Annotated in this window: 31 protein-coding genes and 1 riboswitch; of the genes, 4 read left to right on the plus strand and 27 right to left on the minus strand. The window is 68.2% G+C overall.

What is annotated here, in order from left to right; genetic code table 11:
- Window positions 1–2 precede the first annotated feature (2 nt).
- The 27 genes from tatA to GQ57_RS20255 form a co-directional block, all read right to left on the minus strand.
- Window positions 3–239 (minus strand): Sec-independent protein translocase subunit TatA, encoded by a 237-nt coding sequence (tatA, locus tag GQ57_RS20125; RefSeq protein ID WP_031400082.1) that lies wholly within the window; start codon window positions 237–239, stop codon window positions 3–5.
- A 93-nt stretch (window positions 240–332) separates the two neighbouring features.
- Window positions 333–698: a histidine triad nucleotide-binding protein gene (locus tag GQ57_RS20130; RefSeq protein WP_031400083.1), complete on the minus strand. Its 366-nt coding sequence runs from the start codon at window positions 696–698 to the stop codon at window positions 333–335.
- A 31-nt stretch (window positions 699–729) separates the two neighbouring features.
- On the minus strand, window positions 730–1,122 hold the full coding sequence (locus GQ57_RS20135; RefSeq protein ID WP_031400084.1) for a DUF4870 family protein: 393 nt from the start codon (window positions 1,120–1,122) through the stop codon (window positions 730–732).
- 71 nt (window positions 1,123–1,193) lie between these two features.
- Window positions 1,194–1,559 (minus strand): phosphoribosyl-ATP diphosphatase, encoded by a 366-nt coding sequence (locus GQ57_RS20140; RefSeq protein WP_006485344.1) that lies wholly within the window; start codon window positions 1,557–1,559, stop codon window positions 1,194–1,196.
- Entirely contained in the window at window positions 1,556–1,972 is a 417-nt protein-coding gene (hisI, locus tag GQ57_RS20145; RefSeq protein WP_031400085.1) for a phosphoribosyl-AMP cyclohydrolase, read from the minus strand. Before hisI ends, GQ57_RS20140 begins: the two co-directional genes overlap by 4 nt.
- Window positions 1,972–2,745 (minus strand): imidazole glycerol phosphate synthase subunit HisF, encoded by a 774-nt coding sequence (gene hisF / locus GQ57_RS20150; protein WP_031400086.1) that lies wholly within the window; start codon window positions 2,743–2,745, stop codon window positions 1,972–1,974. The genes hisI and hisF overlap by 1 nt, the downstream gene beginning before the upstream one ends.
- A gap of 109 nt (window positions 2,746–2,854) precedes the next feature.
- On the minus strand, window positions 2,855–3,610 hold the full coding sequence (gene hisA, locus GQ57_RS20155; RefSeq protein ID WP_031400087.1) for a 1-(5-phosphoribosyl)-5-[(5-phosphoribosylamino)methylideneamino]imidazole-4-carboxamide isomerase: 756 nt from the start codon (window positions 3,608–3,610) through the stop codon (window positions 2,855–2,857).
- A 163-nt stretch (window positions 3,611–3,773) separates the two neighbouring features.
- Window positions 3,774–4,415, minus strand: a complete 642-nt coding sequence (gene hisH / locus GQ57_RS20160) for an imidazole glycerol phosphate synthase subunit HisH (RefSeq protein WP_031400088.1) — start codon at window positions 4,413–4,415, stop codon at window positions 3,774–3,776.
- The gene (locus GQ57_RS20165) at window positions 4,412–5,032 is read right to left on the minus strand and encodes a YchE family NAAT transporter (RefSeq protein WP_031400089.1); all 621 of its coding nucleotides are present in this window, start codon (window positions 5,030–5,032) and stop codon (window positions 4,412–4,414) included. The genes hisH and GQ57_RS20165 overlap by 4 nt, the downstream gene beginning before the upstream one ends.
- 63 nt (window positions 5,033–5,095) lie before the next feature.
- Window positions 5,096–5,683, minus strand: coding sequence for an imidazoleglycerol-phosphate dehydratase HisB (gene hisB / locus GQ57_RS20170; protein WP_006477126.1), 588 nt, complete (start codon window positions 5,681–5,683; stop codon window positions 5,096–5,098).
- A 64-nt stretch (window positions 5,684–5,747) separates the two neighbouring features.
- The gene (gene hisC / locus GQ57_RS20175; RefSeq protein ID WP_034198864.1) at window positions 5,748–6,821 is read right to left on the minus strand and encodes a histidinol-phosphate transaminase; all 1,074 of its coding nucleotides are present in this window, start codon (window positions 6,819–6,821) and stop codon (window positions 5,748–5,750) included.
- Between the two features lie 138 nt (window positions 6,822–6,959).
- Window positions 6,960–8,276 carry a histidinol dehydrogenase gene (gene hisD, locus GQ57_RS20180; protein ID WP_031400091.1) on the minus strand — a complete coding sequence of 439 codons (1,317 nt, stop codon included), beginning with the start codon at window positions 8,274–8,276 and terminating at the stop codon, window positions 6,960–6,962.
- Window positions 8,277–8,300: 24 nt separating this feature from the next.
- On the minus strand, window positions 8,301–8,954 hold the full coding sequence (gene hisG, locus GQ57_RS20185) for an ATP phosphoribosyltransferase (protein ID WP_031400092.1): 654 nt from the start codon (window positions 8,952–8,954) through the stop codon (window positions 8,301–8,303).
- Window positions 8,951–10,300 (minus strand): UDP-N-acetylglucosamine 1-carboxyvinyltransferase, encoded by a 1,350-nt coding sequence (murA, locus tag GQ57_RS20190; RefSeq protein WP_034198865.1) that lies wholly within the window; start codon window positions 10,298–10,300, stop codon window positions 8,951–8,953. Before murA ends, hisG begins: the two co-directional genes overlap by 4 nt.
- 14 nt (window positions 10,301–10,314) lie before the next feature.
- Entirely contained in the window at window positions 10,315–10,554 is a 240-nt protein-coding gene (locus GQ57_RS20195) for a BolA family protein (RefSeq protein WP_006477131.1), read from the minus strand.
- A 56-nt stretch (window positions 10,555–10,610) separates the two neighbouring features.
- On the minus strand, window positions 10,611–11,450 hold the full coding sequence (locus GQ57_RS20200) for an ABC transporter permease (protein ID WP_235212710.1): 840 nt from the start codon (window positions 11,448–11,450) through the stop codon (window positions 10,611–10,613).
- Entirely contained in the window at window positions 11,447–12,373 is a 927-nt protein-coding gene (locus GQ57_RS20205) for an ABC transporter ATP-binding protein (protein WP_031400095.1), read from the minus strand. The genes GQ57_RS20200 and GQ57_RS20205 overlap by 4 nt, the downstream gene beginning before the upstream one ends.
- 192 nt (window positions 12,374–12,565) lie before the next feature.
- Window positions 12,566–12,841, minus strand: a complete 276-nt coding sequence (locus tag GQ57_RS20210) for an STAS domain-containing protein (protein ID WP_034198866.1) — start codon at window positions 12,839–12,841, stop codon at window positions 12,566–12,568.
- On the minus strand, window positions 12,838–13,467 hold the full coding sequence (locus GQ57_RS20215) for an MlaC/ttg2D family ABC transporter substrate-binding protein (RefSeq protein WP_031400097.1): 630 nt from the start codon (window positions 13,465–13,467) through the stop codon (window positions 12,838–12,840). The genes GQ57_RS20210 and GQ57_RS20215 overlap by 4 nt, the downstream gene beginning before the upstream one ends.
- A gap of 111 nt (window positions 13,468–13,578) precedes the next feature.
- The gene (locus tag GQ57_RS20220; protein ID WP_034198890.1) at window positions 13,579–14,496 is read right to left on the minus strand and encodes an MlaA family lipoprotein; all 918 of its coding nucleotides are present in this window, start codon (window positions 14,494–14,496) and stop codon (window positions 13,579–13,581) included.
- Between the two features lie 31 nt (window positions 14,497–14,527).
- Window positions 14,528–15,076 carry an outer membrane lipid asymmetry maintenance protein MlaD gene (mlaD, locus tag GQ57_RS20225; RefSeq protein ID WP_174923283.1) on the minus strand — a complete coding sequence of 183 codons (549 nt, stop codon included), beginning with the start codon at window positions 15,074–15,076 and terminating at the stop codon, window positions 14,528–14,530.
- Window positions 15,077–15,100: 24 nt separating this feature from the next.
- A complete protein-coding gene (mlaE, locus tag GQ57_RS20230) occupies window positions 15,101–15,868 on the minus strand; it encodes a lipid asymmetry maintenance ABC transporter permease subunit MlaE (protein ID WP_031400100.1) in 768 nt (255 codons plus the stop codon).
- Complete coding sequence (locus tag GQ57_RS20235) at window positions 15,865–16,686, minus strand: ABC transporter ATP-binding protein (protein WP_031400101.1); 822 nt, start codon at window positions 16,684–16,686, stop codon at window positions 15,865–15,867. The genes mlaE and GQ57_RS20235 overlap by 4 nt, the downstream gene beginning before the upstream one ends.
- Window positions 16,687–16,770: 84 nt before the next feature.
- Window positions 16,771–17,895 (minus strand): thiamine phosphate synthase, encoded by a 1,125-nt coding sequence (gene thiE / locus GQ57_RS38510; RefSeq protein ID WP_034198867.1) that lies wholly within the window; start codon window positions 17,893–17,895, stop codon window positions 16,771–16,773.
- Entirely contained in the window at window positions 17,892–18,707 is an 816-nt protein-coding gene (locus GQ57_RS20245) for a thiazole synthase (RefSeq protein ID WP_034198868.1), read from the minus strand. The genes thiE and GQ57_RS20245 overlap by 4 nt, the downstream gene beginning before the upstream one ends.
- 38 nt (window positions 18,708–18,745) lie before the next feature.
- Entirely contained in the window at window positions 18,746–18,943 is a 198-nt protein-coding gene (thiS, locus tag GQ57_RS20250; protein WP_034198869.1) for a sulfur carrier protein ThiS, read from the minus strand.
- Window positions 18,944–18,975: 32 nt separating this feature from the next.
- A complete protein-coding gene (locus GQ57_RS20255; protein ID WP_031400105.1) occupies window positions 18,976–20,112 on the minus strand; it encodes an FAD-dependent oxidoreductase in 1,137 nt (378 codons plus the stop codon).
- A gap of 225 nt (window positions 20,113–20,337) precedes the next feature.
- Window positions 20,338–20,461: riboswitch (TPP riboswitch) on the minus strand.
- Between the two features lie 257 nt (window positions 20,462–20,718).
- Between GQ57_RS20255 and GQ57_RS20260 the strand changes: the two genes are divergently transcribed.
- The 4 genes from GQ57_RS20260 (at window position 20,719) to GQ57_RS20275 (ending at window position 26,018) form a co-directional block, all read left to right on the plus strand.
- On the plus strand, window positions 20,719–22,488 hold the full coding sequence (locus GQ57_RS20260; RefSeq protein ID WP_034198870.1) for an ABC transporter ATP-binding protein/permease: 1,770 nt from the start codon (window positions 20,719–20,721) through the stop codon (window positions 22,486–22,488).
- A complete protein-coding gene (locus GQ57_RS20265; RefSeq protein ID WP_034198871.1) occupies window positions 22,485–23,261 on the plus strand; it encodes an SDR family NAD(P)-dependent oxidoreductase in 777 nt (258 codons plus the stop codon). Before GQ57_RS20260 ends, GQ57_RS20265 begins: the two co-directional genes overlap by 4 nt.
- 134 nt (window positions 23,262–23,395) lie before the next feature.
- On the plus strand, window positions 23,396–24,658 hold the full coding sequence (locus GQ57_RS20270) for an MFS transporter (protein WP_031400108.1): 1,263 nt from the start codon (window positions 23,396–23,398) through the stop codon (window positions 24,656–24,658).
- A gap of 25 nt (window positions 24,659–24,683) precedes the next feature.
- The gene (locus tag GQ57_RS20275; RefSeq protein WP_034198872.1) at window positions 24,684–26,018 is read left to right on the plus strand and encodes a D-amino acid dehydrogenase; all 1,335 of its coding nucleotides are present in this window, start codon (window positions 24,684–24,686) and stop codon (window positions 26,016–26,018) included.
- The last annotated feature ends 5 nt before the right edge of the window (window positions 26,019–26,023 follow it).

The following is a 26,023-nucleotide window of genomic DNA, read 5'->3' on the forward strand; positions in this document are numbered from 1 at the left end:
CGTTACGCCTTGTTCGAATCGGAACGCGTCGTGTCCTTCGCGTTGACGTCGACCGAGCCCGAGCCCGAGCGCGGCAGCTGCTGCGCATCCGCCGGTGCCTCGCCGTCCTTCATGCCGTCCTTGAAACCCTTTACGGCGCTGCCGAGATCGTTGCCGATGTTGCGCAGCTTCTTCGTACCGAAAACCAGCGCGACAATCAGCAGCACGATCAGCCAGTGCCAAATGCTCAATCCACCCATGATGAAACCTCTCCTCAACCACACCGCCACGCGGCGCAAATCGCCGGCAACGCGCCGGCTTCGACTATCGATGCGGGGATACGCCCCGCGCCGTCAACCCATCCGCTGCCAGGGGCGCGGACCGGCCAGGATATGCGCGTGCAGGTGGTAGACCTCCTGCCCGCCGCCGGGGCCCGTGTTGATCACCGTACGGAAACCGGTTTCGCCCCCCGTATACGCGACGCCCAATTGCTCGGCGAGACGCGAGACGAGCAGCATCAGCCGGCCGAGCATCGGCGCATCGGCCTCGCCCGCCGCCGACAGCGTCGGCAGGTGCCGGCGCGGAATCACGAGCACGTGCGTCTCGGCCGCCGGGCGGATGTCGCGGAACGCGACGAATTCGTCGTCCTCGTGCACCTTCGTGCTCGGGATCTCGCCTGCCGCGATCTTGCAGAACAGACAATTCGGATCGTGACTCATGTTGCTCCTGCGAAACGCTCGCGCGCGGCCGTCAGAACCACGCCTTGGGATCGAGCGCCTTGTTGTCGTTCAGGTACAGCCAACCCTTGATGATACGGTACAGCGTCCAGATCCATGTGACAAACATCACTGCGAATCCGATCACCACGAACGCCAGCGCGAACCCTATCACGTACGCGAAAAACGCGCGCCAGAACGTGCGGATCTGCCATTCGAAGTGAGCCGCGTACGGCGTGCCGGCCACATCGTCGCGCTTCACGTAGTTGATGATGATCGCGATGATGCCCGTGATGCCGCCCGTCAGCCAATGGAACGCATAGAGGCCATAGAGCACGTGAGTCAGCGTGCGCAGCCCGTTCAGGCGTTCGGCGTCCGCCGCCCCCGGCACCGCAGGCGTCGGAAACTGGTTCGACGTATCGTTCATGATGCTACCCCCGTTAGATGACAATTCTTACAGCTTACCGCACTGTCGCCACCGCAGCGGGCCGCTGCATGTCACCCGCCGTTTTCCTCGCGCTCGCGGCGCTTGCGCAGCGCCTTTTCCTCGATGCCCGACAGCCCTTCGCGACGCTCGAGCTCGGCGATCACGTCGGCCGGGCTCAGGTCGAAGTGCGACAGCATCACGAGGCAGTGGAACCACAGGTCGGCCACCTCGCCGACGAGCGCGGTCGGCGCGCCGCCCTGGCGCACGTCCTTCGCGGCCAGTACGACCTCCGTCGCCTCTTCGCCGATCTTCTTCAGCACCGCGTCGTCGCCCTTGTGGAACAGGCGCGACACGTACGATTGGTCGGGGTCGCCGCCCTTGCGGCTATCGATCACGGCGGCGAGGCGCAGCAGCGTGTCTTCGGTCGATTGCGTCATTTGTAGATGTGTTCGGGATCTTTCAGCACCGGCTCGACCGCGACCCAGTCGCCGTTGTCGACGGTGCCTTCGAATTTCTGGAAGAAGCACGAATGCCGGCCGGTGTGGCATGCGATGCCCGACACCTGCTCGACCTTCAGCAGCACGACGTCCTCGTCGCAGTCGAGCCGCACCTCGTGCACGTGCTGCACGTGGCCCGACTCCTCGCCCTTGAACCACAGGCGCTTGCGCGAACGCGAATAGTAGACCGCGCGCTGCGTCTCGATCGTCTTCGCCAGCGCCTCGCGGTTCATCCACGCGAACATCAGCACGTCGTTCGTCGCCGCTTCCTGCGCGATCACCGGCACGAGGCCGTTGTCGTCCCAGCGGACCTTGTCGAGCCACGCGGGCAGGGATGTCGTTTCGGTATTCATCACAGCCTCACCGGGATGCCCTGGCCGGCCATGAAGCGTTTCGCCTCGCCGACCGTATGCTCGCCGTAGTGGAAGATGCTCGCGGCCAGCACCGCATCGGCGCGGCCGTCCTTGATGCCGTCGGCCAGGTGCTGCAGCGAGCCGACGCCGCCGGAAGCGATCACCGGCACCGGCACCGCGTCCGACACGCCGCGCGTGAGCGCGAGGTCGAAACCCGACTTCGTGCCGTCGCGGTCCATGCTGGTGAGCAGGATCTCGCCCGCGCCGAGTTCGGCCATCCTGCGCGCCCATTCGATCGCGTCGAGGCCCGTGTTCTTGCGGCCGCCGTGCGTGAAGACTTCCCAGCGCGGCGTCTCGCCGTCGGCCGACACGCGCTTCGCGTCGATCGCGACGACGATGCACTGCGAGCCGTACTTGTCGGCCGCGTCGCGCACGAGTTGCGGGTTCGCAACCGCCGACGAATTCATGCTGACCTTGTCCGCGCCCGCGTTCAGCAGGCGCCGCACGTCCTCGACGGCGCGCACGCCACCGCCGACGGTCAGCGGAATGAACACCTGCGACGCCACGGCTTCGATGATCGGCAGGATCAGGTCGCGCTGGTCGGACGTCGCGGTGATGTCGAGGAACGTCAGTTCGTCGGCGCCCTGCTCGTCGTAGCGGCGCGCGATTTCGACGGGGTCGCCCGCGTCGCGCAGCTCGACGAAGTTGACGCCCTTGACGACACGCCCGGCAGTCACGTCCAGGCAGGGGATGATGCGTTTAGCTAGAGCCATGATGTTGCGCCAAATGCCGCGCTGGGACGGCCGGTTGCGGAAGCCTCGCGCGAGGCTCCCGGTCGGAGCCGCCGCCTGCGGGCGGCCCCGGCGAACGGGACAAGCGCGCTTACGCGTTGTCGAGTTCGCCGTTCAGTTCGTCCGCGCGCTTTTGCGCGGCCGCGAAATCGAGATCGCCGGAGTAGATCGCACGGCCGCAGATCACGCCTTCGACGCCGTGCTCTTCCACTTCGCACAGGTTCTCGATGTCCGTGAGGTTCGACAGGCCGCCGCTGGCGATCACCGGGATGCCGACCGCCTGTGCGAGCTTCACGGTCGCCTCGATGTTGATGCCCTGCAGCATCCCGTCGCGGCCGATGTCCGTGTAGACGATCGATTCGACGCCGTAGTCCTCGAACTTCCGCGCGAGATCGATCACTTCGTGGCCGGTCAGCTTGCTCCAGCCGTCGGTCGCGACCTTGCCGTCCTTCGCGTCCAGCCCGACGATGATGCTGCCGGCGAACGCGGTGCACGCGTCCTGCAGGAAGCCCGGGTCCTTCACGGCCGCGGTGCCGATGATGACGTAGGACAGGCCCGCGTCGAGGTATTTCTCGATCGTCTCGAGGCTGCGGATGCCGCCGCCGAGCTGTACGGGGATTTCATCGCCGACCTCTTCGAGGATCGCCTCGATCGCCTCGAGATTCTTCGGCTTGCCGGCGAACGCGCCGTTCAGGTCGACGAGATGGAGCCGCCGGGCGCCGAGATCGACCCACTTGCGGGCCATCGCCGCCGGGTCCTCGGAAAAAATCGTGGCCTGGTCCATATCGCCCTGTTTGAGGCGCACACACTGACCGTCTTTGAGATCGATGGCCGGAATCAGCAACATAGCTATCGGGTGTCGTCGTGGAAAAAGAAAAGAATCCGGCGCGTACCGGCCAATCCGGTACCGCGCCGTCTCGCTAGTTTAGTACAACTCTTTCGGCGCTTTGGCGTGCCAGCACCGTGTGACAGGCCTCTGCGGCCCGCCGATTGTGGCACGCCCGCGACATTTACGGCTTCCAGTGTACGAAGTTGCGATACAGACGCAACCCGACCTCCGCGCTTTTCTCGGGGTGGAATTGGGTCGCGAAGAGGTTATCCCGCGCGACCGCGGACGTAAACGGCGCGCCGTACGCCGTTTCGCCGACCGTATGCGCCGGGTTGTCCGGGCGTACGTAATAGCTGTGCACGAAGTAGAAATACGCGTCGTCGGGCACGCCGTCCCACAGCGGGTGCGGCTGCAACTGGCGCACGCGGTTCCAGCCCATCTGCGGCACCTTGAAGCGCGAGCCGTCGTCCTGCAGGCGGCCGTCGAGCTCGAAGCGCACGACCTTGCCGGGCAGCAGGCCGAGGCCCTTCGTGTCGCCCTCCGCGCTCCAGTCGAACAGCATCTGCTCGCCGACGCATACGCCGAGCAGCGGCTTCGTGCGCGACGCCTCGAGCACGGCCTCCTGCAGGCCCGATTCGCCCAGGCAGCGCATGCAGTCGGGCATCGCGCCCTGGCCGGGCAGCACGACACGGTCGGCCGCGCGGATCGCGGCCGGCGTGTCGACGATCGCCACGTCGGCGGCCGGTTCGGCCTTCTTGAGCGCCTGCGCGACCGAGCGCAGGTTGCCCATCCCATAATCCACAATCGCAATCGAAGTTTTCATCTCAGTGCAGGCAGTAGCGCCCTCAGTCCATTGACGATGAATTCCACCGCCAGCGCCGACAGCATCAGACCCATCAGCCGCGTGGCGATGTTGATGCCCGTGCGGCCGATCCAGTTCGCGATCGGCTCGGCGAGCCGCATCGCAACGAAACACAGCAAAGCCAGGGCCGCGCCGATCGCGACCAGCCCGACCCGGTCATACCAGTGACGCGCGTTCGCCGCATAGATGATCACCGTGCTGATCGAGCCGGGGCCCGTCAGCAGCGGAATCGCCAGCGGCACGACCGCGATGTTGTCCTTCAGCTCGGCCTCGTGGCGCTCCTCCGGCGTCGATCGCGTGTTGCCGATCTGCGCGTTCAGCATGTTGATCGCCATCAGCAGCATGATGATCCCGCCGCCCACTTCGAGCGAGCCGACCGAAATGCCGAAGAAGTCGATGATCTGCTGCCCGAGCAGCGCCGTCACCGTCATCACGCAGAACACCGACACCGACGCGATCCGGATCGTGCGGCGCCGCTCGGCGTCCGTCTGCTGCGCCGTCAGGCTCAGGAAGAACGGCACCGCGCCGATCGGGTTGATCAGCGCCAGCAGCGAAATGAACGATTTGAGCAGATCCATCGCAAGCCGGCGCCGCGCGCCGAAGCCGTCAGGTTGTCCTTGGCGTGCCGCCCGTGCGGAAGGTCAGAGGCTGCCTTTCGTCGACGGGATCTGCCCCGCCGCACGTTCGTCGAGCTCCACCGCCGCGCGCAGTGCCCGGCCGAAGGCCTTGAACACCGTCTCGAGCTGATGGTGCGCGTTGATCCCGCGCAGGTTGTCGATATGCAGCGTGACGCCCGCGTGGTTCACGAAACCGCGGAAGAACTCGATCGACAGGTCGACGTCGAACGTGCCGATCCGCGCGCGCGTGAACGGCACGTGGAATTCGAGGCCCGGCCGGCCCGAGAAGTCGATCACGACGCGCGACAGCGCCTCGTCGAGCGGCACGTACGAATGGCCGTAGCGGCGGATGCCCTTGCGGTCGCCGATCGCCTTCGCGACGGCCTGCCCGAGCGTGATGCCGACATCCTCGACCGTGTGGTGGTCGTCGATATGGGTATCGCCATGCGCTTCGACCTCGAGATCGACCAGACCGTGTCGCGCGATCTGGTCGAGCATATGGTCGAGAAACGGCACGCCGGTAGCCAGCTTCTGCTGGCCCGTACCGTCGAGATCGAGCTTCACACGGATCTGCGTTTCGCTGGTATTGCGAACGACTTCCGCCACACGCATGGCAATTCCTTGACTGGGTCGATGTAAATGGGGATTGATCGTACGCGCTGCGGCGCCGGCTGGATCAACCGGGCAGCGCGAGTTTCAAAGCCGCCAGCAGGCGCGCGTTTTCGTCGGGAGCACCGACGGTCAGCCGCACGCATTCCGCCAGCAACGGATGCATTTTACTCACGTTTTTGACCAAAACCCGCTCGGTGAGCAGCGCATCGAACACGGCGGCCGCATCCGGCACGCGCACCAGCAGGAAATTGCCGGCGCTCGGAAACACCGTCGTGCCCGGCAGCGCGGCCACGGCCTGCGCAAGCCGAGTGCGCTCCGCGCGCAGATCGGCGGCCTGCGCGTCGAGCACGTCGAGGCGGTCGAGCAGGAAATCCGCGGTGGCCTGGGTCAGCACGTTGATGTTGTACGGCGGGCGCACCTTGTCGAATTCGTTCAGCCACGCGGGCAAGCCGACGAGATAGCCGAGGCGGATGCCCGCGAGGCCCAGCTTCGACACCGTGCGCATCACGACGACGTTGTCGAACTCGGCGGCGCGCGGCAGCCACGAACGCTCGGCGAACGGCTGATACGCCTCGTCGATCACGATCAGGCTGTGGCGCGCGGCGGCAACGATCCGTTCGACGTCGGCGTCGTCGTACAGCGTGCCGGTCGGGTTGTTCGGATACGCGAGATAGACGATCGCCGGCCGGTGCTCGGCGATCGCCGCGAGCATCGCATCGACGTCGAGCGTCAGGTCGGCCTTCAGCGGCACGCCGACGAATTCGAGCTGCGCGAGCTTCGCCGACAGTTCGTACATCACGAAACCCGGCACCGGCGCGAGCACCTTCGCACCCGGCTTCGCGCAGGCGACCGAGATCAGGCTGATGATCTCGTCCGAACCGTTGCCGAGCAGCACGTCGCATGCGGCCGGTACGCCCATCGCGTGGCGCAGCTTGTCGAGCAGCGCGGCCGGGCGCGGCGCCGGGTAGCGGTTCAGCGCGACCTGCGCGAGCCGCTCGCCGAGCGCCGCGGCGAGCGGCTCGGGCAGCGGATACGGATTCTCCATCGCGTCGAGCTTCACGAAGCCGCTCGCGTCGGGCACCGGGTAGCTCGTCATCGCGAGCACGTCGCGGCGGATGATGTCTTGTGGCGTCGTCATGGTCTCAAGCCGGCGTGCATCGCGCCGGCGTCAAATGGTCGGCAAGGCGGCGGACGCCGCCCTGCGCGTGTGTCCGGCTTCGGGGGGAGCCGGCCGGCGCCGGCGCATGCGCGCCCGCCCCGGCCCTGCGCGGCACGATCAGCCCTTCATCCGGAACTCGGCGCTCTTCGCATGCGCCTGCAGCCCCTCGCCGTACGCGAGCTCGGACGCGATCTCGCCGAGCGTCTGCGCACCTTCCGCGCTGACCTCGATCACGCTCGAGCGCTTGATGAAGTCGTACACGCCGAGCGGCGACGAGAAGCGCGCGGTGCGCGAGGTCGGCAGCACGTGGTTCGGCCCCGCGCAGTAGTCGCCGAGGCTCTCGCTCGTGTAGCGGCCGAGGAAGATCGCGCCCGCGTGGCGGATCTGCTGGCCCCACTGCTGGGGCTCCAGCGCGGAAATCTCGAGGTGTTCCGGCGCGATGTCGTTCGCGATCCGGCAGGCCTCGGCCATGTCGCGCACCTTGATCAGCGCGCCGCGGCCTTCGAGCGACGCGCGAATCACGTCCCGGCGCGGCATCGACGGCAGCAGCTCGTCGATCGCCTTTGCGACGCGCTCGAGGAACGCGCCGTCCGGGCACAGCAGGATCGACTGCGCGAGCTCGTCGTGCTCGGCCTGCGAGAACAGGTCCATCGCGACCCAGTTCGGATCGGTCGTGCCGTCGCACAGCACGAGGATTTCCGACGGCCCGGCGATCATGTCGATGCCGACCGTGCCGAACACGCGGCGCTTCGCCGACGCGACGTACGCATTGCCCGGGCCGCAGATCTTGTCGACGGCCGGCACCGTCGCCGTGCCGTACGCGAGCGCGCCGACCGCCTGCGCGCCGCCGATCGTGAACACGCGATCGACGCCGCCGAGCAGCGCCGCGGCGAGCACGAGGTCGTTCTTCACGCCGTCCGGCGTCGGCACCACCATCACGATCTCGCCGACGCCCGCGACCCGCGCGGGAATCGCGTTCATCAGCACCGACGACGGATACGCGGCCTTGCCTCCCGGCACGTACAGGCCGACGCGGTCGAGCGGCGTGATCTTCTGGCCGAGCACCGTGCCGTCCGCTTCCGTGTACTGCCAGCTGTGCGTGCCGCACTCGATCTTCTGCTTCTCGTGATACGCGCGCACCCGTGCGGCGGCCGCTTCCAGCGCCGCGCGCGCCTTCGGCGCGAGGCCGTCGAGCGCCGTCTGCAGCGCGTCCTGCGGCAGTTCGAGCGCGGCGACGCTGCCCGCGCTCAGCCGGTCGAAGCGGTTCGTGTATTCGAGCACCGCGGCGTCGCCGCGCGACTTCACGTCGGCGAGGATCTGCGCGACCGATTGCTCGATCGCCGCATCCTCGCTCGCCTCGAATGCGAGCAGCGCGCGCAGTTCGGCGCCGAAGCCTTCGCTCGTCGAATCGAGCTTGCGGATGGTGATGGACATGGGAGTTCCGTTACGGTGATGCGCTCAACCGCCATTCTGCGACGCGCGTTCGAACGCGTCGAGGATCGGCTTGAGCGCCGTGCGCTTCAACTTCAGCGCAGCCTGGTTCACGACGAGGCGCGACGAGATCGCCATGATCTCCTCGACCTCGACCAGATTGTTCGCCTTCAGCGTGCCGCCCGAGCTGACGAGGTCGACGATCGCGTCGGCCAGCCCGACCAGCGGCGCGAGCTCCATCGAGCCGTACAGCTTGATCAGGTCGACGTGCACGCCCTTCGCGGCAAAATGCTCGCGCGCCGTCTCGACGTACTTCGTCGCGACGCGCAGGCGTGCGCCCTGGCGCACCGCGCTCGCGTAGTCGAAGCCGGCCGGCACGGCCACCGACATCCGGCAGCGCGCAATGTTCAGGTCGATCGGCTGATACAGGCCCGAGCCGCCGTGCTCGACCAGCACGTCCTTGCCGGCCACGCCGAAGTCGGCCGCGCCGTACTCCACGTAGGTCGGCACGTCGCTCGCGCGCACGATGATCACGCGCAGGTTCGGGTCGGTCGTCGGCAGGATCAGCTTGCGCGACGTTTCAGGATCCTCGGCCACCTGCACGCCGGCCGCGGCCAGCAGCGGCAGGGTTTCCTCGAAGATCCGGCCCTTCGACAGGGCGAGGGTCAGCGGCGCGCTCATGCGTGGCTCCCGGAAAGGCGGCGCACGTTCGCGCCGACAGCGGTCAGTTTGGCTTCCATGCGGTCGTAGCCGCGGTCCAGGTGATAGATGCGGTCGACCAGCGTTTCGCCCTCGGCACGCAGCCCGGCGATCACGAGGCTCGCCGACGCGCGAAGGTCGGTCGCCATCACGTTCGCGCCCGACAGTTTCTCGACGCCCGTCACGAGCGCCGTATTGCCGTCGATCGTGATGTTCGCGCCGAGCCGGTTCAGTTCCTGCACGTGCATGAAGCGGTTCTCGAAAATGGTTTCGACGACCTGCGCGGTGCCCGTCGCGACCGTATTGAGGGCCATGAACTGCGCCTGCATGTCGGTCGGGAACGCCGGGTATTCCGACGTGCGGATCGTCACGGCCGACGGCCGGCGGTCCATCTTCACGCGCAGCCAGCTGTCGCCTTCCTCGATCGACGCGCCGGCCTCCCGGAGCTTGTCGATCACCGCGTCGAGGATGTGCGGGCGCACGCCCGTCAGCGTCACGTCGCCGCCGGCCGCCGCGACCGCACACAGGAACGTGCCGGCCTCGATCCGGTCGGGGATCACCGAGTGGCGCGCGCCGTGCAGCCGCTCGACGCCCTGGATCACCAGGCGATCGGTGCCGATGCCGTCGATTTTCGCGCCCATCGCGACCAGCAAGTGTGCGAGATCGCTCACTTCCGGCTCGCGCGCGGCGTTTTCGATCACCGTCTCGCCGTCGGCCAGCGTCGCGGCCATCAGCAGGTTTTCGGTGCCCGTCACCGTGATCATGTCGGTCACGATGCGCGCGCCTTTCAGGCGCTTCGCGCGCGCTTCGATGAAGCCGTGCTCGATGCTGATCTCGGCGCCCATCGCCTGCAGGCCCTTGATGTGCTGGTCGACCGGACGCGCGCCGATCGCGCAGCCGCCCGGCAGCGACACCTTCGCCTCGCCGAAGCGCGCAAGCAGCGGCCCGAGCACGAGGATCGACGCACGCATCGTCTTCACGAGCTCGTACGGCGCCACGAGGTTGTCGACGCGCGACGCGTCGAGCCGCACGCGGCAGCCTTCCGTCTCGCTCGCCACGCCCATCTGGTTCAGCACCTTCAGCGTGGTGCGCACGTCCTTCAGGTTCGGCACGTTGTCGAGCTCGACCGGATCGGCGCTGAGCAGCCCCGCGCACAGAATCGGCAGCGCGGCGTTCTTCGCGCCCGACACGACGATCTCGCCCGACAGGCGGTGACCGCCCTCGATCACGAGCTTGTCCGTCCCGTGGCCATGCGCTTCCCCGTTGGCGGCCGGGTGTGCCGTGGCGACGCTCTGGACGGCGTCGCGCTCGTTGACGGTGACTTGCACTCAGTGATTTCCGGTTATGCGTTCTGCCATTCGGCGGGCGTCAGCGTCTTCATGCTGAGCGCGTGAATTTCCTGCTTCATGCGATCGCCGAGCGCCGCATAGACGAGCTGGTGCCGCTGGATCGGCCGCTTGCCCTCGAAGGCCGCCGACACGATCGTCGCGAAGAAATGCTGGCCGTCGCCCTCGACTTCCAGATGCGTGCAGGCGAGACCGCCTGCGATGTATTGCTTGACCTGTTCGGGAGTCGGCAACATGGTGTAAGGCTCCTGTCGGCGCGCGCCGCCCCCGGGGGCGGCACTGCCTGTCGATATCAATGACGCAGTTTGTAGCCGGTCGCGAGCAGCCGCATCGCGATCACCGCGAGCAGCATGAAGAAACCGGTAACGATCGCGAGGCTCGCGAACGGGTTGATGTCGGACGCGCCGAAGAACCCGAAACGGAAGCCGTCGATCATGTAGAAAAACGGGTTGAGACGCGAAATCTCGCGCCACACGGGCGGCAGCGAGTGCGTCGAATAAAACACGCCGGACAGGAACGTCAGCGGCATGATCAGGAAGTTCTGGAACGCGGCCAGCTGGTCGAACTTCTCGGCCCAGATCCCGGCGATCAGGCCGAGCGTGCCGAGAATTGCCGAGCCGAGCAGCGCGAACGCAATGATGAACAACGGCGCCGCGAAGTGCATCGGGACAAACCAGATCGTCACGACGAACACACCCGTGCCGACCGCGAGCCCGCGCGCCACGGAGGCGAGCACGTACGCGCCGAAGATGTCGCGGTACGACAGCGGCGGCAGCAGCATGAACACGAGGTTGCCGGTGATCTTCGACTGGATCAGCGACGACGAGCTGTTCGCGAACGCGTTCTGCAGCACGCTCATCATCACGAGGCCCGGTACGAGGAAGCTCACGTACTCGACGCCCGGATACACTTCGACGCGGCCCGACAGCGCATGGCCGAAGATCGTCAGATACAGCAGCGCCGTGACGATCGGCGCGAGCACCGTCTGGAACGACACCTTCCAGAACCGCAGCAGTTCCTTGTACAGCAGCGTCCGAAACCCGCTTCCCGGCACTCGCCGGGCCGTACCGGGAATGCCTGGCGCGCCCTCGGGGGGCAGCGAACGCAGCGCGCGTGGGGATTCCTGTTTCATGCCAGACCCTCGATCACCTCGGCTCCGTTCATCACCTGGACGAACACGTCCTCGAGGTCGGCCTTGCGGACCTCGATCTCGTCGAATGTGCAGCCTGCCGCGCGGCATTGCGCGAGGATGCGTTCGACCTCGTCGTAACTCGCAAGACGCAGCAGGTGCTCGCCGGGCGCGCGGGCGGCCGGGTCGGACTCCAGCCCGCGCAGCTCGGCCGGCAGCGCGCCGGTCGCGAAGCGCAGGTAAAGCTGCAGCCCCGCGAAGCGGCGCAGCAGCGCGTCGGTGCGGTCGAGCGCGACCACCTCGCCACGGCGCAGCATCGCGATCCGATCGCACAGCGACTCGGCTTCCTCGAGGTAATGGGTGGTCAGCACGATCGTGTGGCCCTCGCGATTCAGGCGCGAGATGAATTTCCACAGCGTCTGGCGCAGTTCGACGTCGACGCCGGCGGTCGGCTCGTCGAGCACGATCACGGGCGGCCGGTGCACGAGCGCCTGCGCGACGAGCACGCGGCGCTTCATCCCGCCCGACAGCGCGCGCATGTTCGCGTCGGCTTTCTCGGTGAGGTCGAGATTGGCCATCACTTCGTCGATCCAGTCGTCGTTGCGGCGCAGCCCGAAATAGCCGGACTGGATCCGCAGCGTCTCGCGCACGGTGAAAAACGGGTCGAACACGAGTTCCTGCGGCACGACGCCAAGTGCGCGACGCGCGCCGCGGAAGTCCTTGAAGACGTCGTGGCCGCGCACCGAGATACTGCCTTCGTCGGCCCGGGCGAGCCCGGCGAGGATGCTGATGAGCGTGGTCTTGCCTGCGCCGTTGGGGCCGAGCAGACCGAAAAACTCGCCTTCCTCGACCGACAGGCTGACGCCCTTGAGCGCCTGAAGCGACTTGTAGCGCTTCTTGACGTGACGGATTTCTATGGCTGACATGACTGTGCGCGACACCGGGGCCGCGACGCCTATTCTGTGCTTGCTACGAAAGAAAACGAGGGCCGGATACCGTCTGGCTGCCCGGCAAAACGCTTGATTATAGGGCAAACCGGCTGGTGGAGCCGGCGCCGGAGGCGCGCGGCGTGAAGCTTGCGCGCGTCGGCTGGCGCGGCAGGCTCCGGTCGGACAGGGTCAATGTCGCCCGGTGCCGTCGATGAGGGCGTCGACGCCATAGGCGCGCGCGAGGCTGGCGAGCTTCGAGGGAAGATTGAGGATGTCGAGGGTCGCGCCGCGCGCTTGCGCGGCCCGTTGCCATGCGAGCAGCACGGCGAGCGCGGACGAGTCGAACTGCGTCAGCGCCGCGCAATCGACGGCGGTCGCGCCCGCGCCGATGCGCGCGAGACCGTTCGCGAGCGCGGCCTTCGCGCTCGCGACGGTCAGCGAGGTGCCGGCGTCGAAGCCGCTCACGACGCTTGCTTGCCGGCGGCAAGTTGCTGGTTGCGCTGCGTGAGGAACTGGATCAGGCCGTCCACGCCGCTTTGCTGGATCTTCTCGTTGAACTGCTGCTGGTACGTCTGGATCAGCCACGCGCCGAGCACGTTCAGGTCATACACCTTCCAGCCGTTCGCCGACTTGTACAGGCGATAGTCGATCTGGACCGGCTGGCCGTTGTTCATCGCGACCGTCTTGACCACCACGTCCGTATCGGCCGGATCGGCGCGGAACGGCGGGTACTGGATCTGCTGGTCCGGCTTCAGCTGGGCCAGCGCACCCGAATACGTACGGATCAGCAGCAGCTTGAACTGCTCCTGCACCTGTTGCTGCTGCTCGGCCGTCGCGGTGCGCCAGTTGCGGCCCATCGCGAGCTGCGTGGTGCGGCGGAAATCGGTGTACGGCAGGATGTCCCTGTTGACGATCGAGATGATGCGGTTGGTGTCGCCCTGCTTGATCGTCTGCTGCTTGACTTCGTCGAGGACCTGCTGCGTGGCCGTCTTGATCAGCGCCTGCGGGGTCGACTGGTCGACTTGCGCTTGAGCCACGCCGCCGAACGAGAACAGCGCCGCGAAAACGGGGACCAGGAACAGTTTTTTCATCATAGTGACCTGCATGAATGAGTCGATGCGGAGATTGGAGCAGGTAGCTTACGCGTTAGTTCGCGTACGCCACCGACTGAATCGTTTCCGGCTGTAACGAGTGTTATCGGGTCAGAACCTGATGCTCGGCAAGCGGATCCCGCCCGGCGACGGCGGCGCCACCTGCATCGGCGGCACGCTCGTCTCGCTGGCCGGGTTCGGCGCCGCGGCGGCGGAAGCGGCCGCCGGCGCGGCGGCGCCCGCCTTGCCGGATGCAGCCGTCGCCGGCGCCGGTGCCGCGCCGTCGTCCGGCAGATCGTACTTCGGCAGCGCATCGCTGCTCGACGTCGCGCCGGCTTCGCCGCGCGCATTGCTGATCAGCATCTGGCGGCGCTGCAGGTACGCGTTGCGCACGAACGAATACTTGTCGAGCGCGGCGGCATCCAGCACGTCGCCCGCACCCAGCAGGTTCGAGCGCGTGTTGACGAGGTTCACGCCGAACAGGCCCCAGCTCACGCCGTCCGGCTTCACATACGTCAGCGGATTGCCGACGTAGTCGACGCCCAGGCCGGCCGTATCGCGCAGCGTGCTCGGGCCGAGCAGCGGCAGCACCAGGTACGGGCCCGACGGCACGCCGTAGCGGCCCATCGTGATCCCGAAGTCGGCCGTATGCTTCGGCAGCTTCGCGATGGTCGCGACGTCGAACAGGCCGCCGACGCCGAACACCGTGTTGATCACGACGCGCATGATGTCGCCGACGCCGTCCGCGATCCGCAGCTGCACGATGTTGTTGGCCGCGACGTACACGTCGCCGATGTTCGAGAAGAAGTTCGTCACGCTGTCGCGCACCGGCTGCGGCACCACGTACTGGTAGCCCTTCGCGACCGGCTTCAGCGCGTACGTGTCGACCGTGTCGTTGAACTTGTACATCGTCCGGTTGAAGCCTTCGAGCGGATCGCCCTTGGTCGGCGTCTGCACGGTCGCGCAGCCGCTCAACGCGGCGACTGCCGCTACCGCCAGCGCGGCGTGCCTGATGCGGATCGTCTGCATGTTCATTACCCTCTTGCGTTCTCTCGTGTGGTTATTGGGCTGCCGAAGCGGGCGCGGCGGCCACGGCCGACGCCGGAGCCGGTGCAGCCGGTGCGCCGGCTGCCGGCTTCGCGCCGCCCGCATCGGCGGCCTTGCTGTACAGGAACTGGCCGATCAGGTTTTCGAGCACGATCGCCGATTGCGTCATCGTGATCGTATCGCCCGCCTTCAGCATTTCCGTGTCACCGCCCGGCTCGAGGCCGATGTACTGTTCGCCGAGCAGGCCCGACGTCAGGATCTTCGCCGACGAATCCTTCGGGAACGGGTACTGGCCGTCGATATCGATCGTCACCAGCGCCTGGTAGGTGTTCGTGTCGAACCCGATCGTCTTCACGCGGCCGACCACGACACCCGCGCTCTTCACGGCCGCGCGCGGCTTCAGCCCGCCGATATTGTCGAATTTCATCTTCACCGAATAGGTCGGCTGAAACGACAGCGAGCTCATGTTGCCGACCTTCAGCGCCAGGAACAGCACCGCAAGGAAGCCCACCACCACGAACAGGCCGACCCAGAAGTCGAGAGCAGTCTTTTTCATCGTCATCCCAAAATTTGGCTTGGCTGAGGCTTAGCTGAACATCAGCGCGGTCAGCAGGAAATCGAGGCCGAGTACGGCGAGCGAGGCGAACACGACCGTCTTGGTCGTCGCGCGCGACACGCCTTCGGGCGTGGGCTTCGCTTCATACCCCTGAAACAGCGCAATGAAGGTCACGGCGAACCCGAACACGATGCTCTTCAGCACGCCGTTGCCGACGTCGGCCCAGACCTGGACCCCGCCCTGCATCTGCGACCAGAACGCGCCCGGATCGACGCCGATCAGCACGACGCCGACGAAGTACCCGCCGAGCACGCCGACCGCGTTGAAGATCGCGGCGAGCAGCGGCATCGCGATGATGCCCGCCCACATGCGCGGCGCGATCACGTTCTTGATCGGGTCGACCGCCATCATCTCGAGCGCGGTGAGCTGCTCGCCGGCTTTCATCAGGCCGATCTCGGCCGTGAGCGACGTCCCCGCGCGGCCCGCGAACAGCAGCGCCGTGACGACCGGCCCGAGCTCGCGCACCAGCGACAGCGCGACCAGCAGGCCGAGCGCCTGCTCGGAGCCGTAGCGGTTCAGCGTGTAATACCCCTGCAGGCCGAGCACGAAGCCCACGAACAGCCCCGACACGGCAATGATCACGAACGAATAGTTGCCGAGGAAGTGGATCTGCTTCGTGACGAGCCGCGGCCGGCGCAGCAGCGGGAAGAATTCCAGCACGAGACGCACGAACAGCCGCGAGCCGTAGCCCGCGCGCTCGAGGCCGCCGATGACGTAACGTCCGATCGCGCTGATCATGCGCGCCCTCCGCCGAGCCCGAAATCCGCTGCAAGCGGCGGGCTCGTGTAATGAAATTTGAACGGGCCGTCCGGCGCGCCGTCGATGAACTGCCGCACGCTCGGATCGGTCGACGCCCGCAGCTCGTCGGGCGTGCCCTGCGCGAGCACGCCGCCGTTGGCCAGGAAATACACGTAGTCGGCGATCGCGAACGACTCGGGCACGTCGTGCGTGACGAGGATCGACGTGGCGCCCAGCGCCTGGTTCAGCGTGCGGATCAGGTTCGCGGTGATGCCGAGCGAGATCGGATCGAGGCCCGCGAACGGCTCGTCGTACATGATGAGCTGCGGATCGAGCGCGATCGCGCGCGCGAGCGCGATGCGGCGTGCCATCCCGCCCGACACCTCCGACGGCATCAGGTCCCGCGCGCCGCGCAGCCCGACCGCGTTGAGCTTCATCAGCACGAGGTCGCGGATCAGGTCTTCGGGCAGGTCGGTATGCTCGCGCAACGAGAACGCGACGTTCTCGAACACCGACATGTCGGTGAACAACGCGCCGAACTGAAACAGCATGCCCATCTTGCGGCGCAGCGCGTACAGGCCGTCGCGCGTTTGCGCGCCGACATCGGCGCCGTCGAACAGCACCTGGCCGCGGCGCGCGCGCACGAGGCCGCCGATCAGGCGCAGCACGGTCGTCTTGCCGCAACCCGACCCGCCCATGACCGCGACGACCTGCCCACGCCCGAAGCGCAGGTTCAGGTCGGACAGGACGAGGCGGTCGCCGTAGCCAAAGTCGACGTCGCGAAGTTCCAGCAGGGTCTCGGTAGGAGTGGGGCTCACGGAGCTGGCAGTCCTTTTACGCAGAACGCCGAATTATAGGGCCTGCCTTGGAATGATGTCGTGACGCCGTTTCGGACCCCGCGGTCAATGATTGTCAAATGGTCCGGAAAAACAGTGCTGCAACGCTGCAATCGCCGCCCGGTAATCGCTCGCGCCCGTGATCGCGCTGACCACCGCCACGCTGCCGACGCCCGTCGCCAGCACGGCCGGCAGCGCGTCGAGCCCCACCCCGCCGATCGCGACAAGCGGCACCTGCGTGCCCGCGAAGCGCACGTAGCGGGCAATCCGGGCGAGGCCCTGCGGCGGCGCGGCGACCGCCTTGGTCGCGGTCGCGAACACGGGACCGAGCGCGAGGTAGCTCGGGCGCGCGTGCAATGCCCGCAACATTTCGTAATAACCATGGCTCGAAAGTCCGAGCCGCAGGCCCGCGCGCGCAATCGCGGCCAGATCGGCCGTTTCGAGGTCTTCCTGGCCGAGATGAACGCCGTACGCGCCTTCATCTGCAGCGATCTGCCAATGATCGTTGATGAACACGCGCGCATCGGGATAGCGGCGCCCGGCCGCGACCGCCCGTGCGATTTCCCGGCGCAACGCGTCCGGCGGCGCGCCTTTCACGCGCAGCTGCACGGTCCGCGCGCCGCAATCGAGCACGCGCTCGACCCATTCGGCGTCCGGCACGACCGGATAGAGGCCGAGTTGCGCCGGGCACGGCGCGAACGCCGGTTCGGGGGCGGCCGGCAGGCCGGCGGCGCGCGGGAACCGCGCGGCGTCGACCGGCCACGCATCGGCGGCCCGCGCCTCGTCGCCGTCGCGCCACGCCAGCGCGAGCACCAGCGCGTCGACCGGCGCGAAACCGCAATCCAGAAACGCGGCGAGCGCCGCGATCCAGTCGTCCGCGAGCGGATGCGCGGCTTCGAGCGCGTAGCGCGCGCCCGCCGCGTGCAGCACCGCGCCCCGCTCATCGAATTCGATCGCAACCGCATCCGGCGCCGCGGGCCGCGAAACGGCCGACGCACGCGCCCGCGCGTCGTGATCGCCCGCCGACACGATCAGCACGTCGCCTTGGGCCGGCGCGCCCGGCACCGCCACGCAGAGCCGCCACGGCGCCGCATCGCCCGGCCAGTCGCCAAGCCGCGCGCGAATCTGCTCGGCCGCTTCGGCCAGTTCGTCGGCCGGCGGCCAGAATGCATCGGCGAAGCGCGCGCTCATACACCACCTCCGTCCTGGTGCCAGAACGGCATCCCGACGACCGGCGTGCTCGCGTGCGCGGTCTCGCGCGTGTCCATCGGGCCGGCGAGATACGCGGCGCGGCCGGCCTCGACGCCCTGCGCAAATGCGCGCGCCATGATCTCGGGGTGGGTGGCCTGCGAGACTGCCGTATTCAGCAGCACGCCGTCGAAACCCCACTCCATCACCTGGCACGCGTGCGACGGCACGCCGAGCCCCGCGTCGATGATCAGCGGCACGTCGGGCAGCCGCTCGCGCAGCACGCGCAGGCCGTACGGATTCACGACCCCCTTGCCCGTGCCGATCGGCGCGCCCCACGGCATCAGCGCCTCGCAGCCGACGTCGAGCAGGCGCCGGCCGATCACCAGATCCTCGGTGCAGTAAGGCAGCACCTTGAAACCGTCCTTGACCAGCAGCGTGGCGGCTTCGATCAGCCCGATCGGGTCGGGCTGCAGCGTGTAGTCGTCGCCGATCAGTTCGAGCTTGATCCAGTCGGTGCCGAACACCTCCCGCGCCATGTGCGCGGTCGTCACGGCTTCGGCGACGGTCTGGCAGCCGGCCGTGTTCGGCAGCAACGGCACCGCGTGGCGCTTGAGCAGGTCGAAGAAACCGGCCTCCGCCGTGCCGCCCGTCATCTGGCGGCGCAGCGCGACCGTCACCATCCCGGGGCGCGACGCCTCGATCGAATCGGACAGCGACTGCAGCGACGGATAGCGCGACGTGCCGATCAGCACGCGGCTTGCGAAGGTTTCGCCGTACAGCGTCAGCGCGTCGGCGGAGAGGGGGGACGTCATGTCGTTTTCCTGGAAGAGCGGGGACGAACCGGCGGCGCTCAGCCGCCCGCGACGGGGTGCACCACGTCGAGCTTGTCGCCCGCCGCGAGCACGCGCGCCGCATGCTGCGTGCGCGCGACGAAGTTGCCGTTCAGCGCGACCGCGTACGGCGGACGCGCGCCGTACGCGACGAGCGCGTCCGCCACCGTCGCGCCGTCGGGCAACGTCAGGGTCTGTTGGTTGATCTGGATATCCATGAGGCTTCGTCGGAATCGGGTGGCGGCGCGCGTCAGGCCGGCTGGCGCGCGTCGTCGCGGTGATGAAGGAGCGTCGGCCAGCGCGCGGCGTCGCGCCACGCGGCGAATGCGTCGGCGTCGCCGAACGCGCCGCCGAGCGCGGCTTCGGCGAGCGCGGCCGCCGCGTGCGCGACTTCCGGCGCGATCATGAAGCCGTGCCGGTACAGGCCGTTGACGGCGAGCGTCGACGCGCCGTCCCAGATCACCGCCGGGCGATGATCGGGCAGCGTCGGCCGGCACTGCGCATTGAGTTCGAGGATGCGCGCCTCGCCGAATGCCGGGTGCACGGAGAATGCCGCGCTCAGCAGTTCGAGCGCGGAGCGCACGCTGACGGGCGACATGTCCTCGCCCTCCACCTCGGTTGCGCCGATCACATAGAGATCGTCCTGCTTCGGCGCGATGTACAGCGGATAGCGCGGATGCAGCAGCCGCACGGGCCGCGTGAGCCCGATGCCGGGCGCATGCACGCGCGCGACTTCGCCGCGGATTCCGCGCAGCGCCGGCAGCGCGGGTTTCGCGCCGAGCCCGCGGCAATCGATCGTGAAATGCGCGGCGGGCAGGTGCGCGTCGTCGATCGCGACGTGCCAGTGCAGCTCGACGCCGCGTTCGGCAAGGCCGGCCGCGAGCGCCCGCAGCGCCTGCCGGTTGTCGAGCTGGCCTTCGCGCGGCAGCAGCAGGCCGCGCGCGAAGCGGCCGGCGAGCGCCGGCTCGGCCGCGTCGACTTGCGCGCCGGCGAGCGACACGAAGCCGCCGTCGAACAGGTCGGCCGGCGCGTTCGCGCGCACGCGCCGCTCGAACAGCGGCGCCTCCCCGCGGTCGGCGTGGTGCCAGACGACGAGCGTGCCGTGATGCTGGAAGAAGACGGGCTCGGGCAGTTCCGCGAGCCACTGCGGCCAGCGCGCGAGCGACGCGACGCCGAGCTCGGTGATCAGCAGCTCCGCGCTCGCCGCTTCCGCGAGCGGCGCGAGCATCGCGGCCGCGATCCACGCGGCCGACTGTTCGCCGTCCGGGCCGCCGCGTTCGTAGAGCGCGACGCGATGCCCGCCGCCCGCAAGCCGCCACGCGACCAGACGACCGACGAGGCCGCCGCCGAGCACCGCGAAATCGGGCCGGGAATCCAGGGCGTTCATCGTGCGCCCTCCACGCGAGCGCGCGCGACGAACGTCGATACGCACGCGCCGCCGCGAGCGAACACGCCCGGCATCGGGCCGGGAGACATGCAAAAGACTGAAGATTGTGCGGTCATCATTCCTTCCGTAACGCGCAATGCGCGTACCCAAAAGGACGAAACCGGCAGCATAGGCCGGCCGGGCGGGACTCGGGCGCTGACCATGTGGGATGGCAGCCAGCGCGGCCCGGCGGGATCAGAAACTTCCCTCGCCGGTATTACCCGGATCGGGTGCGAAGGGTCTTTCTCAGCCTCGCCGCGCTACCCGGAACATCTGCCGGCCGCGCCACGAAGCACCCCTGTTTCGTCGTCGGCCATTAGACCATAAAAGCGGAAAGCGCCGCAAACTGTCCCCCTTGCGGCAAATTCGCCGCCGCGCCGCGCCGCTCTGGCACAATGCCCGCAAGCGGCCGGTTGCCGCGTCACCGCCGGCCCTTAAGTGCCGTTTAAGACGCGCGGGCGACCATCCGGACACCCGCCGTCAGTCGGCGCCGCGTCCCGGCATGCCGTATCGCGGCGCGCGCCCGGCTTCGCCCGGCCCGCGCGCCGGCTACTCATCAGGAAGCACATGACCCAATCGATCGATCCCGTCCGCTCCGCCTCCGACGCGCCGCAGGACGAGCGCCCGATATCCGCGTGGAGCCTCATCAAGCCCTACTGGATATCGTCCGAATGGAAAATCGCGTGGGGCCTGATGGTCGCGATCATCGCGATCAACCTCTGCGTGGTCTGGATCAACGTCCGGCTGAACAAGTGGAACGCGGAGTTCTACAACGCGCTGCAGTCGAAGGACGTCCACGACTTCCCGAACCTGCTGATGCAGTTCTCGGCGCTCGCATTCGCCTTCATCATCCTCGCCGTGTACGGCCGCTACCTGCGGCAGATGCTCGGCTTCCGCTGGCGCCAGTGGCTCACCGACCGCTTCCTCGGCCAGTGGCTCGGCGATCGCGCGTTCTACCGGATCGAGCGCGACCGGCTCGCCGACAACCCCGACCAGCGGATCACCGACGATCTCCAGTCGTTCGCGACGACCACGCTCGCGCTGTCGCTCGACCTGCTGTCGACGGTCGTCACGCTCGTGTCGTTCATCACGATCCTGTGGTCGCTCGCCGGCGCGCTGACGTTCACGCTCGGCGCGACGCCGATCTCGATTCCGGGCTACATGGTATGGGCGGCCGCGCTGTACGCGGTGGTCGGCTCGCTGATCATCCAGAAGGTCGGCCATCCGCTCGTATCGATCAACTACCAGCAGCAGCGCGTCGAGGCCGATTTCCGCTTCGGGCTGATCCGCGTGCGCGAAAACGCCGAGCAGATCGCGTTCTACGACGGCGAGAAGACCGAGACCGGCAACGCGCAAAACCTCTTCATGCGCATCCGCGACAACTGGTGGCGCGTGATGAAGTACACGAAACGGCTCACGTTCGTGCTGAGCTTCTACGGGCAGATCGCGATCATCTTCCCGCTCGTCGTCGCCGCGCCGCGTTATTTCGCCGGTGCGTTCTCGTTCGGCGTGCTGATGCAGATCTCGTCCGCGTTCGGCACCGTCAGCGATTCGTTCTCGTGGTTCATCAACAGTTACTCGACCCTCGTCGAATGGCGCGCCACCGTCAACCGTCTGCGCGAATTCAAGCGCGTGATGGGCACGTCGCACCTGAGGGAAAGCCTGTCGCCCGCGACCGAGCACGGCGGCATCAACCTGCACTACGTCGACGCCGCGAAGCTGTCGACGTCGTCGCTCAGGCTCGCGCTGCCGAACGGCAACGCGCTCGCGAACATCGGCAGCGTCACGATCGAGCCCGGCTCGCGCTGGCTCGTGATCGGCAAATCGGGTTCCGGCAAGAGCACGTTCATGCGCGCGCTCGCGGGCCTGTGGCCGTTCGGCGACGGCGCGATCGACGCGCCAGTCGGCGCGCGGATGATGTTCGTGCCGCAGACGAGCTACCTGCCGATCGGCACGCTGAAGGCCGCGCTCACCTACCCGGCGACGCCCGACGCATTCAGCGACGAAGCCTGCCGCGACGCACTGCGCGCGTGCCGCCTCGAGGATTACGTCGAGCGCCTCGACGAGTCCGCCCACTGGACCCGCGTGCTGTCGCCGGGCGAGCAGCAGCGTCTTGCCGGCGCGCGCGTGCTGCTGCACAAGCCCGACTTCCTGTTCCTCGACGAAGCCACCAGCGCGCTCGACGCCGACAACGAAGCCCGCCTCTACCACCTGTTCGCCGAGCGGCTGCCCAGGGCCGCGATCGTCAGCATCGCGCACCGCGAATCGCTGGCCGCGTTCCACGGCGGCACGATCAACGTCGAACGCATCAACGACGACGACAAGGTCGCCGCGTGAGCGCACGCGCCGCGCCCCCCGTGCGGATCGCGCTGATCACCGGCGCCGGCTCGGGGATCGGCGCGGCGCTCGCGCGACGGCTCGCGGCGCCCGGCGTCGCGCTGGCGCTGCATGCGCGCGGCGCGGACGATGCCGCACGGGCCCGGCTCGCCGAAGTCGAGCGCGCGTGCACGGCGGCCGGCGCGGCATGCATCGCGCTTACCGGCGATCTCGCCGAGCCGGGCGTCGCCGCCTCGCTCGTCGACGCCGCCGCCGCCCGCTTCGGCGGGCTCGATCATCTCGTCGCCAACGCGGGCTTCGCCGCACGGCAGACCTTTTCCGGCCTTGCCGCCGACACGCTCGCGTCCGCGTTCGCGGCCATGCCCGGCGCGTTTTCCGCGCTCGCGGGCCGTGCGCGGCCGCTGCTCGAGACGTCGGTCGCGCCGCGGATCGTCGCGGTCAGCTCGTTCGTCGCGCACCGCTACCGCGCCGATGCGCCGTTCGCGGCCACCGCCGCCGCGAAGGCCGCGCTCGAGTCGCTCGTGCGCTCCGCGGCCGCCGAATTCGCCGGGCACGGCATCACCGTCAACGCGGTCGCACCGGGTTTCACGCGCAAGGACCACGGGCCGAGCGCCGGCAACGCCGCCGCGTGGGCGCAGGCCGAACAGGCGACGCCGCTCGGCCGGATCGCCGAGCCCGACGACGTCGCCGCGCTGATCGCGTTCCTGCTGTCGGACGCCGCGCGGCAGATCACCGGTCAGATCGTCCACGTCGACGGCGGCCTGACGCTCTGACGCGGCGCCGCCCGCCCCCGCTCCTCATATTCCCGGGCGAATCCGCATCGGCTTTTTGGCCAGCGGCCTCGCGACCGTAAAATGACTGCCGCACGGCGGCGCGCCAGGGGACGAGACAAGAGGGGGCAGCAAGCATGCAGGCATTCCAGTGGTTCACCGAATTGTCGACGCGCGAGCGCCGGACGCTGTTTGCCGGATTCGGCGGCTACGCGGTCGATGCGTTCGACTTCATGATCTACTCGTTCCTGATTCCGACGCTGATCGCCGCCTGGGGCATGACGAAGAGCGAGGCCGGGATGATCGCCACGAGCTCGCTGATCTCGTCGGCAATCGGCGGCTGGGTCGCCGGGATCCTCGCCGACCGCTACGGCCGCGTGCGCGTGCTGCAGTGGACGATCGCGACGTTCGCGCTGTTCACCTGCCTGTCCGGCTTCACGCATTCGTTCTGGCAGCTCCTCGCGACGCGCACGCTGCAGGGGTTCGGCTTCGGCGGCGAATGGTCGGTCGTGACGATCATGATGGCCGAGACGATCCGCTCGCCCGAGCATCGCGCGAAGGCCGTCGGCACCGTGCAGAGCAGCTGGTCGTTCGGCTGGGCCGCGGCCGCGATCCTGTACTGGGCGTTCTTCGCGCTGCTGCCCGAGCAGGTCGCGTGGCGCGCATGCTTCTGGATCGGCATCGCACCCGCGCTGTGGATCCTCTACATCCGCCGCAACGTGACGGACCCCGACATCTACACGGCCACCCGCCGCGCGCGCGACGAAGGCCGCGTATCGGGCCACTTCCTCGAGATCTTCTCGCCGCCGCACCTGCGCGCGACGCTGTTCGGCAGCGCGCTGTGCACCGGGATGCTCGGCGGCTACTACGCGATCACGACGTGGCTGCCCACCTACCTCAAGACCGTCCGGCACCTGTCGGTGTTCAATACCAGCAGCTATCTCGTCGTGCTGATCGTCGGCTCGTTCGTCGGCTACGTGGTCGGCGCGATCCTGTCCGACCGGCTCGGCCGCCGTGCATCGTTCATCCTGTTCGCGATCGGCTCGTTCTCGCTCGGCATGACGTACACGATGCTGCCGATCACCGATACCGCGATGCTGCTGCTCGGCTTCCCGCTCGGCATCGTCGTGCAGGGGATCTTCGCGGGCGTGGGCGCCTATCTGTCCGAACTGTATCCGGGCCCGATCCGCGGTTCGGGCCAGGGCTTCTGCTACAACCTCGGCCGCGGGCTCGGCTCGTTCTTCCCGATCCTCGTGGGCTCGCTGTCGCAATCGATGTCGCTCGTGAAGGCGATCGGCCTCGTCGCGGGGGGCGGCTACCTGCTCGTGATCGTCGCCGCGCTCGTGCTGCCGGAAACGCGCGGCAAGTCGCTCGCCGACGCGCCGGCCGTCGCGTCGTGAACGCCCGCGTCGCTCCGGACACCGCATGCACGTGATCGTTCTCGGCGCCGGCGTGATCGGCGTCACCACCGCCTGGCATCTGCGCGAAGCAGGCTGCGACGTTACCGTGATCGACCGCGAGGCCGACGTCGCACAGGCGACGAGCTTCGGCAACGCGGGCGTGATCGCGCCCGGCTACGTGACGCCGTGGGCCGCGCCCGGCATGCCCGGCAAGATCCTCAAGTACCTGTTCAGGCCCGCTTCGCCGCTGATCTTCCGGCCAACGCTCGACGCCGCGCAGTGGCGCTGGATCGCGCGCTGGCTGCGCGAATGCGAATTCGAGCGGTTCCGCGTGAACAAGCAGCGGATGCAGCGCATCGCGTATTACAGCCGCGCGTGCCTGCACGCGTTTCGCGACCGGCATCCGTTCGACTACGGCGCGAGCCGCGGCTACCTGCAACTGCTGCGCGGCCCGTTCGACGTCGAGATGGCGCAGCCCGCGCTGAACGTGCTGCGCGACGCCGGCATCGCGTTCCGTGAACTCGACGCAGCCGGCTGCGCGGCGGTCGAACCGGGCTTGCGCTGGGCGCGGCAGGCGCCCGTCGGCGGCATCTACCTGCCCGACGACGAAGCCGGCGACTGCGCACGCTTTACACGGGAACTGCGGACGCTGTGCGAAGCGAACGGCGTGACGTTCCGGTTTCGCACTGAAGTGCAGGCGCTCGATGTTGCAGCAGGCCAGGTGCACGGCGTGAGGATCGTCGGTAACGACGACGAGGATGGCGATACGCTGGGTCGGGCCCGTCCGGATCCGCGCGCAGCGAGCGCCGAAGGCAAGCAACGCGACACGCGGCTCGTCGCCGACGCGATCGTCGTCGCGCTCGGCGTCGACAGCGCAGCCCTGCTGCGGCCGCACGGCATCGACGTGCCGCTGTATCCGGTGAAGGGTTACTCGGCGACGCTCGCCGTCGTCGACGACGAAAAGGCGCCGCGCGCCGCGCTGATGGACGAATCGCTGAAGACCGCGATCACGCGCTTCGGCCCGACGCTGCGCGTCGCCGGCACGGCGGAACTCGGCAACCGCCACGCGACGTTGCGCCGGCAGGCGCTCGACACGCTGATGAAGGTGCTCGACGACTGGTTCCCGCATGCGGCCGATCGCGCGTCGGCGCGCTTCTGGGCCGGCCGCCGGCCGATGACGCCCGACGGGCCGCCGCTGCTCGGCGCGAGCGGGATCGACGGGCTCTGGCTCAACGTCGGCCACGGCTCGACAGGCTGGGCGATGTCGATGGGTTCGGGCAAGGTGCTGGCGGATCTCGTCACGGGGCGCACGCCGGAGATCGACCTGTCGGGCCTCACGCTCGCACGCTACGGCCGGTAGGCCGT

It is taken from the genome of Burkholderia sp. MSh2 (assembly GCF_000731655.1).
GTDB lineage: Bacteria > Pseudomonadota > Gammaproteobacteria > Burkholderiales > Burkholderiaceae > Burkholderia > Burkholderia paludis.